Below are 13,584 nucleotides of genomic sequence, written 5' to 3' on the forward strand. Positions count from 1 at the left end.
TCTAAACTTTTTTAATTCATAATTTCTTTTAATACAGGATGCATAATTTATAATTGAATTAATTAGCAGTAAACTTAAGAAAGATTTAAGATTGTAAATTGTGCATTGCTCTAAACTGTAAGGAGGCTTATATAATGAAGAGTTTAACACTATATTCAGAACAGAACACCATAATACATAAAATAAATCCAATAAACAAGATTATGTATATAGTAGTATCAATTCTTATACCAATAATAATTCCTAAAATAACTGTGGGACTCATATATTTAGCTATTAGTATTTTTATATTATTAATTGGTAAAGTTTTTAAAAAAGTTATTCCTCTTTTAGGTTTTAGTTTAATTCTATTATTTTCAATTATTGTAATTCAAGGATTATTTAAGGCTGATAACATAACGCCTGCTTTTTCTGTAGGGAATTTTATCTTTTATAAAGAAGGATTATTTTATGCATTGAAAATTTGTATAAGAGTTTTGAATATATTATGTAGTTTTTCAATATTAATACTTACTACTAAGCCTTCAGATTTAATTGAAGAATTAGTTAGAAAAGGATTATCTCCTAAAATAGGTTATGTGTTGAGTTCTGTACTTCAAATTATTCCTGAAATGAGCTCTACTATGGGAACTATAACAGATGCTCAAAGATCAAGGGGGATGGAGACAGAAGGAAAGCTTTTAACAAGAATAAAAGCTTTTTTTCCCTTAATAGGACCTGTAGTTATGAATTCCTTAGTTGTTACTAGAGAAAGAGCCATGGCTTTAGAGGTGAGAGGATTTAATTCGAAGATAGAGAAAAGTTTTTTAAATGAAAGTCAAAGTTCAAGTTACGATAGTGGAATTAAGTGGTTCTTAATATGGTCCATAGTTTTAGCAATAATTTGGAGAGTTAAATTATGAAGAAGATAGTTGTAGATAGCTTAAAATATAGATACCCTTTAAATGATGAGTTGGCCTTAAAGGATATTTCATTTCAAGTGGAAAAAGGAGAATTTATAGGTATAATAGGAGAAAATGGCTCAGGGAAATCAACACTTTGCCAAGCTTTAGTAGGGCTCGTACCTCATTTTTATCGTGGAGCCTATGGTGGGGAGGTAATAATCGATGGAATGGAGATTAAAGAAAGCAATATTAGTGATATATGTTTAAAGGTTGGAATTGTATTTCAAAATCCATTTACTCAAATTACTGGTTCTAAGCTTACACTCTATGAAGAAATAGCCTTTGGACTTGAAAATATGGGAATTAAAAGAGAAGAAATGGTAGAGAGAATAGACTATGCTTTAAAGCTTTTAGATATATATAAATATAAGGATAAAAATCCTTTTGATTTATCTGGAGGACAAATGCAAAGAATGGCAATTGCTAGTATCATAGCAATGAAGCCCGAAATAATTATATTAGACGAACCTACCTCACAGCTTGATCCACAAGGCTCAGAAGATGTGTTTAGAGCAGTTCAGAATTTAAGCAAAGAAGATATGACAGTAATAATGGTAGAACATAAGATAGAGAAAATAGCTAAATATTCTAATAAGGTATTACTTCTTCATGATGGGAAAATTATAGATTTTGATGTACCAGAAAAGATATTTTCAAGAGATGATTTATTAGATTATGGAGTAAATTATCCATCCTTTACTAAAATTTGTAGAGAATTAAATATTAAAAGTAGTAAAACAGGACTATATCCAATAACTCTAGAAGAAGCTTATGATTTGGTGGTGAAGAGCAATGAAAAAAATTATAGTTAATAATTTGAACTTTTCCTATAAAAAAGATGAGGAGATTTTAAAAAACATTAATTTAGATTTTGATTCAACTGCTACTGCTATAGTGGGACAAAATGGTGCAGGCAAAACAACTTTTGTAAAGCTCCTGAAGGGATTATTAAAGCCTTGTAGTGGAGATATATTTATTCATAATATGAATACTAAAGAAATTACAGTGGCAGAGCTATCAAAGCATATAGGATTAGTTTTTCAAAATCCTAATGATCAAATTTTTAAGAATAAAATAATAGATGAAGTTATGTTTGGTCCGTTAAATATAGGATTACCTAAAGATAAGGCTATGGAAAATTCTATGAATGCACTAGAAATGGTAGAGTTAGGAAATAAATTAAATGATAATCCCTATGATTTGGGATTATCTGATAGAAAATTAATATCCATTGCTTCTATTATAGCAATGAACACCGAGATTATAATCTTGGATGAGCCTACTATTGCTCAAGATTACAAAGGAAGAGAAAAGATAAAGCAGATTATAGAGAAGTTAAAAGAACAAAGAAAGCTAGTAATAACGGTAATTCATGATATGGACTTTGTTGCAGAATGCTTTGAAAGAACTATAGTTTTTAACAAAGGACAAATACTTCTAGATGGAAATACAAGAGATGTATTTTCAAAAGAAGAGATAATAAATAAGGCTTATTTAGAAGCACCTCATATAACTCAACTTTGTAAGAAGCTAGGATATAACCATACTTTTTTAACAGTGGAGGAGTTTATTGAGACGTATAAAAGAGTATATAGATAAAATATAGAGATTAAGAATTAAGTATGAAAGATGAAGAATTAAGGAGGAAATTAGTTTTATCAAACTAATTTCTTTAAATAGATTTTTAAATAGAGGTGACTACGTAGCTTCAAAGATAAATCAATTATAATTTCTCAGCTATTGCTGAGAAATGTCCAAAATTGTGAATTGAAAAAGTTATGTACAATACTAAAAAACATCAATTATTTTCACATATTTAATTTCAATAGAAAAATCCTGAGTAATCAGGATTTTTTATTCATATGCTATTTTCATAAGATACTCTGTAATATTACTACTTTTATCTTCATCAGCAAGGACTACAAGGTAATCTCCACCTAAAATATAGGTATCTCCTTTAGGAATAATTTCAACTCCACTTCTTCGTATTCCAACTAAAAGGCAATTTTCTGGCCATTGAATATCTTTAATTTTTTTCTTGTCTAAGTAGGAACATATAGAAACAGGAATTTCTAGTATTGTTTTCTTTACTTCATTTATTGCAAAATTATTATTTTTTTCTTTACTTAATAATCTGTGTAAAAGAGTTTCATAAATAGGTTTTGAACCTAAAAAGTCTGCAACTAAATATCCTATTATAGATACTATAGATAAAGATAATAAGTGGCTTAAAGATCCGGTCATTTCAGTAATTAATACTGCACCAGTAATAGGGGCACGGACTATTGCAGTTAAGTATCCTGCCATAGCTAGTATCATAAAATTATGTATGTAATTAGGAGAAGTTAGCCCTAAGTTCACTAAAATGTTTCCATAGATACATCCTATAATTGCACCTATTACTAAGAGCGGAAGGAAGATTCCACCAGGTGCACCGGAACCAAAACTTATCATAGTAAATAAAAACTTAACTATTAGAAGTATGAATAAAACTTTTAATGTAGGATTTTTTTCAATTATAGACATTACAAGGCTATGACCTCCACCTAATACTTGAGGAAGTATTAACCCTAATATTCCAGCTATCACAAAGGGAATTATAATTCTAAATTGAGGCGGTAGCCATTTCTGACTATTATATAAATTTAAGGCTTTTACAAGAAGTGAGTTAAATATTACTCCTCCTATACCAATAATTACACCTAGGATAATTAGATAACCATAACTATTTAAAGGTAATGAAGATAAATTGTCAAATTTAAAGGCGGTGTTAAAGCCAAAAAATAGTTTAGAAGTAAAATCTGCAGTTATAGCTGCTGTCATTGTACTTAATAATATTAATGGAGAGAAGCTTTTGTGTACTTCTTCTAAAGAAAATATAACACCTGCTAAAGGAGCGTTAAAAGCAGCAGCAAGTCCAGCACTAGCACCACTAGTGATTAGATATCTTTCTTCATTGTGATCAGAATTCAATCCTTTTGAAACACCTTGACCTATAGCAGCTCCTATCTGTATAGATGGACCTTCTCTACCTAAGGAAAGCCCTCCTAAAATAGAAAGTGCACCTCCTACAAATTTTGATATAGCAACTTTTAACCAATTCATTTTTAATGGCCCGAGAACTGTACCTTCAACTTGGGGGATACCGCTACCACTAATCATAGGCTCTTTTTTTACTATAAAACCTACTATTAATGCTAGAGCTATAAGAAGAATAAACCAGAGTGGAATAAACCAATAATTTGTTCTTTGAAACTTATAGATATTTTGGCTTAAATGTTCCATTTTTTCTAAAGTAAATCTGTAAAGTACTGCAATAAGTCCAGAAAAAGCTCCTACTAAAATTGATTTTATAATAAGCTTTTGTTTAAAATTTTGCCAATGAGATAAAGCTTTAAGGGTATTGCTATCTTTACTCAAAATATCACCTTCTTTAATTTTAAAAAATTAAGCCCATAACTATTATAAGAATTAAACGGAGAATTTTCAAATTAAAGTTATATAATGAGAAAATTGAAAGGTATAAATATTATATTTATACCAGATAAGATTATATATTAATTATAATTTTTCAGTTAAATGTTTCCAATATCTGATAGGCATATGCTGACGTTGAAGTTTTAAATTTTCACGACTACTGATGGATGTAGAGTTAAAATAATTTTTCCATAGAGTTTCATATTCTCCTTCATCTTTTGCATTTAGAAATACTTTTCCATCTTCTTTTGTAAACACATCTATACTCCAAGTGTTATTTTTATTTATAATAGCTAAATTTCTTTTAAGGTCATGGATTATAAAATTTTCATTAGAAAACCTTGAAGAGAAGTGAGGAGCAATTAATGTTAAAATATTATGATCAGGCTCAATAGCTGAGTAATAATGGTTATCTCCTATTTTTTTAAATCTTACAAAACCCAACATACTATGCCTTTCAACGTTAACTCTTCTTACAATCTTAACAATTTCCATTACAATTTCATTATGAAGATGAAGTTCAATTTCATTCCCCAATTTAAAGGCCAATCTAATATATTTATAAAGTAAAGTATAAGTATTAGAATAGCTACTTAAAAAACAATAAATTATGTTTTTTATCACTTCATAAGAAAAATTTTTATTCATGGATTTATAAACCTTATTAGCTTTTTCATAGTTAGTAGATATATTTATAAATTCATCTATTAAATTTGGCTTATAGTTTGCTTCAGTAATAATTAAATTGGGTTTTTTATTATTATAGTAACTTTCATAAATGGAGGTTAAATACCCTTCAAAACTTCCATCAAAAATATAAACAATCATAGAACACCTCTTATGCAGTCAATTGAGAATTGACTATTGACAATGGACAATTGTGGATATTTCTCAGCAGAAACTGAGAAATTTAGAATTGATTAAATGTAGCGGCGAACAGTGTTCGTCATATAATTAAAGAAATTATTTTGTCTAAAATAATTTCAACCTTAATTGTCAATTGTCAATTCTCAATTGTATTAAATCTCTCCTGTAATGGCTTTAACTTTATCTTCTTTTTTATATATGGTAGGAACAGTAGAGAAGAAAGAAAGTTGTTCATAATTGGAGTTTGTTGTCTTAAGTTTTTCTTCTTTTATTAATAATCTATTTTCTATTTTGTCTCTATCAAATCCTACATCACCATAGTACTTTCCTCTACAGGTTATAAAATATTGAGCTCTCTTTAATACTACACCTAATTTTTTTATATCATCGAAACTTAAAAAGGACACTTTTCTAGTTAATACAATTCTTTTTGCAGATCTCACTCCTATACCTGGGATTCTAAGCAATAATTCATATGGTGCAGTATTAATTTCCACAGGAAATTTATCTATGTTATTAAGAGCGTACGTAATTTTAGGATCTAGTTTTTCGTGAAAATTAGGATTAGTTTCATTTAAAAGCTCGGAGGCTTTAAATCCATAGAATCTTAAAAGCCAGTCAGCTTGATATAATCTATTTTCTCTAAGTAGTGGAGGATTTTTTATATCTGGTAGCTTAGGACTATTGTTAACAGGTACATAAGCAGAATAATATACTCTTTTTAAAGAGTACTTGTTATAAAGCCCTTCACATAATTTTAATATATCAAAATCACTTTCTTTGGTTGCCCCTACAATAAGTTGTGTACTTTGACCTCCAGGAACAAAGGAAGGGGCAGATTTAAAGCGTTTTTTATTATCTACTGAATGAATTATTTGATTTTTTATAAAATCCATAGGTTTTAGTATATTTTCTTTAGATTTCTGAGGTGCCAATAATTTTAGTCCTTGAGAGGAGGGAAGTTCAATGTTAATACTCATTCTATCTACATATTTTCCAGCTTCTTCAATTAAAGCATCATCAGCACCAGGAATAGCTTTAACGTGAATATATCCATTAAACTTATGTTCTAGTCTTAAAGTTTTAATAACTTTTAATAATAGTTCCATAGTATAATTAGCATTTTGTATTATTGCAGAACTTAAAAATAACCCCTCTATATAATTTCTTTTATAAAAATTTATGGTTAAATCAATGACCTCCTGGGGAGTAAAAAAGGCTCTAGGAACATCGTTGCTTATTCTATTCACACAATAAACGCAATCATAAATGCAATAGTTAGTTAGGAGTATTTTTAGAAGAGAAATACATCTACCATCTGATGCAAAGCTATGACATATACCACTAACGCTAGCATTACCTATACCATCTTTAGTATTTTTTCTATTGCTTCCACTGGAAGAACAGGAGACATCATATTTTGCAGCATCTGATAATATTTTAAGTTTATCCATTATATTCATAATAATATTTCTCCTTAATTAATTAAGATAACATATCGTAAATTGGCAAAGTTGTTCTAATATTTTCACATGTTTATTGACTTTTAAAGCGTATATATTTACATTTAAATCAATTATAGCACATATGTTCGCATGGCTGTAGGGGGTAAGTATATAAAATTATTATAAATATTATAGTTATTAATCTAAAAATAGAGGAAGATACCTCAATTCATAACTTAAAATAATGCACAATTCAAAATTCATAATTCACAATTAAGGTGGAAATTAGTTTTGATCAAACTAATTTCTTTAATGAATTTTTTATTAGCAATACAATTGCTAGTTTTTATAAGAAGTTACTTCGTAACTTCAAAAATAAATTAATTCTAAATTTTTCAGCCTATGCTGAGAAATTTCCACAATTGTGAATTTTGCATTGTGAATTGGACAGTCCTAATTATAATAAAGATATAATTTATTATAATAGACACATTAATTTGTTAACTAGTTATTTTAAAATATGTCTAATGTTGCAAATATAAAATTAGGTTATAATATTTAGATAGGAATAAAACATAACGAGGTGTTAAAGTTTTGAGTATTAATGCACAAAGTATAAAACAATTGACAGATTTAGGTACATTTAATAGAGGGTTAAGTTGCTATAGACAAGGACGAGTTTTTAATTTTGATATTAAAAATGGATATAATAGTATGTTGGATGAAGAAATACAATATATAAAAGCTAATGTAGAGTCTAGTTCTTATTATAATAGTTATATTGTAGAAATAGCTTTAAGAGAAAATTTTAAAAGGCTTTCTTGTAATTGTACTTGTCTTGCTTTTAATGATTATGGTCATCAAAAAGCTTGTAAACACGTTGTAGCTGTATTATTAAACTATTCTCAAATGGCTATAGAATTAAAAGAAAAAAACTCAAGAGAAAATTTTATTGAAAATTTAATAGAAAACTATAAAAGTAATTTTGAAGATAATAAAAACTCAAAGCAAGAGCTTTCTATGGATATTATATATTATCCTATAGATAAATATGAAAAATATAGTTCTATAGAACTTAAATTAGGAGTAAATAAAAAATATGTGATTAAGAATATGAAATCTTTTTTAGAGGCTATAGATAGAAAGCAATGTTTAGAGTATGGAAAAGGGTTTACATTAAATCTTGATGAACAATATTTTAATGATAATGATATGAAACTTATTAATTTGTTGCTTGAGATTCACGAGTTAAATAATATTATTGAAGCTAATAGTTATTCTTCAGTTAATTTTAAAATGTTAAAAGGCAAAAAAGCTTATTTAACAGATATGCATGTTAAAAGGTTTTTTACAATATTTAAAGGTAAAACAATAAATACAATTAATGAATTTGGAACTATTAAGAATATAAAAGTAGAAGATGAGATGTTCCCTTTAAATTTTAATATTGAAAGCAAGGATAATAAAATTTATTTATCACACAGTAATAAATTTAATGTATTAACTAAAGATGGAGGTATAGTCTACTATAAGGATAAAATATATATACTCACAGAAGAACAAATAAAACTTTGTAAACCTATCTTTGATGAGATGAGAAAACGTAGAGAGAATCAATTGATTTTTTCTATGGAGCAAGGAGAAAATATAGCAAATTATATAATACCAGCATTAAAAAATAGTGGAGCTAGAGTAAAAATAGATAAAAATATACAGGACAATTTTTATGAAGAAAATCTAAATACTAAAATTTATTTAGATAAAGTTGATGAAAATATAAGCGCTAAAATTTCTTTTGATTATGAGGATGTAAGTATAAATCCTATTAAAAATAATTTAGATAAAATTTCAAACAAAATATTGATAAGAGATTTGAAAGAGGAAACAAAAGTTATAAATAATATAAATAATTGTGGATTTGTAGAAGATAAAGAGGCCTTTATCTTAAAAGATCAAGACAAAATTATTGATTTTATTTTAGATAAAGTTTATGAACTTCAAAATTTTGGAGAGGTTTACTATTCTGATAGCTTTAAAAATATGAAAATTTACACGTCATCAAATTATAAAGCTGCTATAAGATTAAATAATGATGATCTTTTAGAGTTTAGCTTTGATATAGATGGGATTAATAAAAGTGAACTTAAAGATATATTTAAATCTTTGAAAGAAAAGAAAAAATATCATAAGCTTAAAAATGGTGATTTTGTATCTTTAGAGGAAAAAGAATTAAAGAACGTAGCTAATATAATTGATTATTTAGATATAAAAGATTCACAGCTTGATAAGGATAATATAATATTATCAAAATACAATGCACTTTATTTAGATGAAAATATAAAACAGAGCAATATAGAATCTATAGAAAGAAATAAAAATTTTAGAGAGCTTATTAACAATATAAAGGACATAAAAGAGCTAGATTATACACTTCCATATAATTTACATAATATACTGAGACCTTATCAAGTTTTTGGATTTAAGTGGCTAAAGACTCTTGCAACTTATGGTTTTGGAGGAATATTAGCAGATGAAATGGGTCTTGGAAAAACTCTTCAGACCATTGCTTTTTTAGCTTCAGAAAAGAATGGAATTCCATCTCTAGTAATTGCGCCTTCATCATTAGTATATAATTGGAAAAGTGAATTTGAAAAATTTGCACCAGAGGTTAAAGTAACGGTTGTATCAGGAAATAAATCTACGAGAGAAGAACTTATTAAGGATTTAAATGAAAATGATGTAGTAATAACTTCTTATCCATTAATTAGAAGGGATATAGAAGAATATAAAAATTTTAAGTTTAATTATTGTATATTGGATGAGGCTCAACAAATAAAAAATCCATCATCTATAAATGCTTCTTCTGTAAAAGAGATAAGAGCAAAGGGGTATTTTGCTCTTAGTGGTACACCAATAGAAAATTCATTAACGGAACTATGGTCAATTTTTGACTTCATTATGCCAGGATATTTATTATCCCATTCAAAATTTACAAAAAAATATGAACTACCAATAGTAAAATATAATGATAGTAATTCTTTAGAGTCTTTAAACAGACGTATTAAACCCTTTATTTTAAAGAGATTTAAAAAGGATGTTATTAAAGAATTACCCCCTAAAATTGAACATAGATTAGTAGTTGAAATGACAGAAGAGCAGAAAAAAATATATGGAGCTTATTTAGCTCAATTTAAAGATGAAATGGAAGAAGAAATTAATAATAATGGTTTTAATAAAAGTAAGATAAAGATATTTTCACTATTGACTAGATTAAGACAAATATGTTGTGATCCCTCTGTATTTATAGAAAACTATGAGGGAAGTAGCGGAAAAATTGAGGCATTAGAAAGTTTAGTTGAAGAAGGTATAAATGGAAATCATAAAATACTAATATTTTCTCAATTTACCTCTGTACTTAAAAATATAGGTAAAAGATTAAATACAAATGAAATAAACTACATGTATTTAGATGGTAGTACTAAAATAGAGGATAGACTTAAAATGGTAAATGAATTTAATGAAGGAAGTGCTCAAGTATTTTTAATTTCCATAAAAGCAGGAGGAACAGGGCTTAACCTAACTTCAGCAGACTTAGTTATACACTTTGATCCATGGTGGAATCCTGCAGTAGAAGATCAGGCAACAGATAGAGCTCATAGAATAGGGCAAAAGAAAACAGTAGAGGTTATAAAGCTTATTGCTAAGGGAACTATAGAAGAAAAAATATTTCATCTTCAAAAAAAGAAAAAAGAAATGATTGATAATGTAATATCAGATGAATTTAAAGATGAAAATATAATAAATAAAATGAGTAAAGAAGAGATAGAAGATTTATTTTCTATTAATTAGAATAAGAGAGTGATAATAAATCTATAGACTAAGATACCTAAAAAGTTAATTTATAGCTATACTATTGAGTAGTTAAATTCACAACTTAGTCAATGGAGAATTAGTGATGGACAATTGACAATTGTGGTTGAAATTAATTTTACAAATTAATTTCTTTAATAGATCTTTTAATAAAAGTGACTGTGTCACTTTAAAAAGAAATGAATTCAAAACTTCTCCCATAAAGGAGAAGTATCAATAATTCTCAATTGTCAATTTTTTATTCTCAATTATAGAAGGGTGCAGTATAGCTTGAAACAACACCAATAAATTTAACTAATACTATGGAGAAGCTACAGCTACTAGTTTCTTTATAAGAAGTGACAGCGTTACTTCAAAAGAGAATCAATTCTAAATTTCTCAGCTATTGCTATAAAATATCCAAAATTTAAATCATATAAAGAAGAAAAAATAAATCTTTAATAAGTAAAATTAAGAGTGTGATTAGGCTTCACACTCTTAATTTTATTTATATATATTTATGAGTAAAACTTAAGAGTTTTATCAAAAATTAGTACAATTATTACATTTAAAGGTCAAAATAGGCAGCAACTCTATTATTTGCATGAGAAAAATATTATATTAAAATTGGAGAATCATACAAAATAACAATTATATACAATAGCGTTTAATAATTTACTTTTATTATATATATAATTTAAAGTTATATGGTGATTAAAAGAGAAGGAGACTTTCAAGAATGATTAAGCGGTTAAAATTTATTTTGAAATTAAACATGGAAAATAAAAAGAATTATTTAATAGCACTTATATTCATACTATTTATAGGGTATCAAATGCATGCTTTTAATGGCGAAGAAATAGGAGTCTTTAGAACAGGTTATGACTTTTTTATATATGTATTAAGCGATTATTTTAGTATAACCTTTGTTTTTACGGCCGGATATATATTTTATATTTTCAACTTAAGAAAAAGTGAACGATTAAAAAGATGTTTAATTTTAAAATACAACAGTAGATTAAATTATTATAAAAATTTTATAATAATTATCTTTGTATCAAGCCTTATATTTATAGGAGCTATAGTAATGATTTGTACTATTTTTACAGTTATAAAATTGCCATTTAACAATGAGTGGAGTGAGTTCTTCAAGAACTATTTCAATGTTTATAATGATAATAATTTATTAACCATGATGGAAAAGATTTTACCTAGTACAGCAATATTATTAAATATATTATTTTTATTTTTATATTTTAACCTTATAGGAATGATAATTTTTGTGGTTAGTACATTATTTAATCAAGGTTTTATAACTACTATATTAGCTTATAGCCCAAGTGTTTTAAGTCAAGCGGTTGAGATAAAAGGACTAGTTAAATATAACAGTTATGCTGTACATTATAATACAGCGATTACATGGCATAACTTTGCAACAGTAGATGAAAAACCTACCATAATGTTTTCTTTAGTTTACTGGATAATTTTAAATTTGATTTTTATATTAATAGGTATATATATTTTTAAAACTAAGGAAGTAAAATCTGAAGAAAGAGAGATAAATATACTTTAAAGCATAATTAATTTAAAGTATATTTAAAAAATACTATTAAGCTAGCAAGATAAAATAACATAAATTAATCTTTAATCCCCATAAAAGCCAAGTTGAACAGCAATCGTGTTCAACTTGGTTTTTTACATATTTCAATGTATTTTGATTAATTATTGCTGAAGTAGTATTATATAAATATAGATTGGCTACTTTCAAATTTAATCTTATATATTTATATACTTATGTTATTAATTATTTGGGATTTTACCCTATATAATTGAGAATTGACTATTGACAATGGACAATTATGGATACTTCTCTTTTGTAAGAGAAGTTTTAAATTTATTCTTTTTAAAAGTGACACAGTCACTTATGCAATTGAAAATTGATGATTGATAATGGAGAATTGTGGATAATTTTCCTTGTGGAAGAAGTTTTGAATTGATTTCTTTTGGAAGTGACAGGGTCACTTGCATTGAAAAGTCTATTAAAAAAATTAATTTGCAAGAATTAATTTTAACTATAATTGTCAATTGTCCATCGTCAATTCTCCATTGATATATAGTTGTTTAGGAGGGAATTTATGAAAATTAAAGTCTTAGGATCAGGAGGATGTGTTGCACTTCCACTGCCTACTTGCCAATGTAAAGTTTGCAATGAAGCTAGAAACAAAGGGGTACCCTTTTCAAGAAGTGGGTGCTCAATATTTATTGAAGATATAAAAACTATTATAGATACTCCGGAGGATAGTGTTTATCAAATTAATAGAGAAAATATAAGTGAAGTTAAAAATATATTATATAGTCACTGGGACCCGGATCATACATTAGGTATGAGAGTTATAGAGCATCTAAAGTTAAGATGGCTTGAGTTTTTAGTTGATAATAAATCTGCTGATAATAAAATATCTCTTTATGGACTTTATGACGTTATTGAAGATTTAAAACAAATAAGAAATAAATATGGCTCTTATCTAGGGTATTATGAAAGTACAGGATTGATTGAAATTAAGAGTTTAAATGAACATGAATCTATAACTATAGATAATATAAAAATAAGTTTTATCCCGGTAAAAACTCCTGATACATCTACAATATTTGTTTTTGAAGAGGGAGAAAGAAAACTTATATATGCTCCTTGTGACATAAAACCTTTTCCAAAAGATGAAGAAACCCTTTATAACGCTGAATGTATGATTTTAGGTAATGTTATACCGGATGAACCACTAAAGGGTGGATATTTTATACCAAAAGATAATATATTAAGACAAACTCTTTTTACAATGGAGGAAGTTATAGAAATTAAGAATAAGTACAATATAAAAGAAGTAATAATAACTCATATTGAGGAGGATTGGGGAAAATCTTATAGTGATTATATTAAATTAGAAGAAAAGTATAGAGAACAGAATATAAAATTTGCCTATGATGGTATGGAAATCAATTTGTGA

9 protein-coding genes are annotated in these 13,584 nt (G+C 26.8%); 6 read left to right on the top strand and 3 right to left on the bottom strand.

Features of this window, described 5'->3' with window-relative positions; all coding sequences use genetic code 11:
- Positions 1–134: 134 nt before the first annotated feature.
- From B3603_RS09610 to B3603_RS09620, 3 genes are read left to right on the top strand one after another with little or no spacing between them, the layout of a single operon-like run.
- Positions 135–902 carry an energy-coupling factor transporter transmembrane component T family protein gene (locus B3603_RS09610; protein ID WP_291563897.1) on the top strand — a complete coding sequence of 256 codons (768 nt, stop codon included), beginning with the start codon at positions 135–137 and terminating at the stop codon, positions 900–902.
- A complete protein-coding gene (locus B3603_RS09615; protein WP_291563899.1) occupies positions 899–1,756 on the top strand; it encodes an energy-coupling factor ABC transporter ATP-binding protein in 858 nt (285 codons plus the stop codon). Before B3603_RS09610 ends, B3603_RS09615 begins: the two co-directional genes overlap by 4 nt.
- Positions 1,737–2,543 carry an energy-coupling factor ABC transporter ATP-binding protein gene (locus B3603_RS09620; protein WP_291563901.1) on the top strand — a complete coding sequence of 269 codons (807 nt, stop codon included), beginning with the start codon at positions 1,737–1,739 and terminating at the stop codon, positions 2,541–2,543. Before B3603_RS09615 ends, B3603_RS09620 begins: the two co-directional genes overlap by 20 nt.
- A 255-nt stretch (positions 2,544–2,798) precedes the next feature.
- On the opposite strand, the gene B3603_RS09625 is transcribed toward B3603_RS09620, so the two are convergent.
- The 3 genes from B3603_RS09625 to B3603_RS09635 all read right to left on the bottom strand — a co-directional run bounded on the left by B3603_RS09625 (position 2,799) and on the right by B3603_RS09635 (position 6,751).
- The gene (locus tag B3603_RS09625) at positions 2,799–4,364 is read right to left on the bottom strand and encodes a ClC family H(+)/Cl(-) exchange transporter (protein ID WP_396152418.1); all 1,566 of its coding nucleotides are present in this window, start codon (positions 4,362–4,364) and stop codon (positions 2,799–2,801) included.
- Positions 4,365–4,505: 141 nt separating this feature from the next.
- The gene (locus B3603_RS09630) at positions 4,506–5,249 is read right to left on the bottom strand and encodes a TIGR03915 family putative DNA repair protein (protein ID WP_291563903.1); all 744 of its coding nucleotides are present in this window, start codon (positions 5,247–5,249) and stop codon (positions 4,506–4,508) included.
- A gap of 191 nt (positions 5,250–5,440) precedes the next feature.
- The gene (locus B3603_RS09635; RefSeq protein WP_291563905.1) at positions 5,441–6,751 is read right to left on the bottom strand and encodes a putative DNA modification/repair radical SAM protein; all 1,311 of its coding nucleotides are present in this window, start codon (positions 6,749–6,751) and stop codon (positions 5,441–5,443) included.
- A 576-nt stretch (positions 6,752–7,327) separates the two neighbouring features.
- Between B3603_RS09635 and B3603_RS09640 the strand changes: the two genes are divergently transcribed.
- The 3 genes from B3603_RS09640 (at position 7,328) to B3603_RS09650 (ending at position 13,584) form a co-directional block, all read left to right on the top strand.
- Positions 7,328–10,582 carry a DEAD/DEAH box helicase gene (locus B3603_RS09640; RefSeq protein WP_291563906.1) on the top strand — a complete coding sequence of 1,085 codons (3,255 nt, stop codon included), beginning with the start codon at positions 7,328–7,330 and terminating at the stop codon, positions 10,580–10,582.
- A gap of 739 nt (positions 10,583–11,321) precedes the next feature.
- Positions 11,322–12,155 (top strand): hypothetical protein, encoded by an 834-nt coding sequence (locus tag B3603_RS09645; RefSeq protein ID WP_291563908.1) that lies wholly within the window; start codon positions 11,322–11,324, stop codon positions 12,153–12,155.
- Positions 12,156–12,717: 562 nt separating this feature from the next.
- Positions 12,718–13,584, top strand: a complete 867-nt coding sequence (locus B3603_RS09650) for an MBL fold metallo-hydrolase (protein ID WP_291563910.1) — start codon at positions 12,718–12,720, stop codon at positions 13,582–13,584.

It is taken from the genome of Clostridium sp. UBA2485 (genome assembly GCF_002341865.1).
Lineage (GTDB): Bacteria > Bacillota > Clostridia > Clostridiales > Clostridiaceae > Clostridium_J.

Excerpts from the sequence above, each read along its gene's own strand:
- B3603_RS09615 (WP_291563899.1), top strand. The coding sequence starts at position 899 with ATGAAGAAGATAGTTGTAGATAGCTTAAAATATAGATACCCTTTAAAT.
- B3603_RS09635 (WP_291563905.1), bottom strand. The coding sequence starts at position 6,751 with ATGAATATAATGGATAAACTTAAAATATTATCAGATGCTGCAAAATAT.
- B3603_RS09650 (WP_291563910.1), top strand. The coding sequence starts at position 12,718 with ATGAAAATTAAAGTCTTAGGATCAGGAGGATGTGTTGCACTTCCACTG.
- B3603_RS09645 (WP_291563908.1), top strand. The coding sequence starts at position 11,322 with ATGATTAAGCGGTTAAAATTTATTTTGAAATTAAACATGGAAAATAAA.
- B3603_RS09610 (WP_291563897.1), top strand. The coding sequence starts at position 135 with ATGAAGAGTTTAACACTATATTCAGAACAGAACACCATAATACATAAA.
- B3603_RS09620 (WP_291563901.1), top strand. The coding sequence starts at position 1,737 with ATGAAAAAAATTATAGTTAATAATTTGAACTTTTCCTATAAAAAAGAT.
- B3603_RS09630 (WP_291563903.1), bottom strand. The coding sequence starts at position 5,249 with ATGATTGTTTATATTTTTGATGGAAGTTTTGAAGGGTATTTAACCTCC.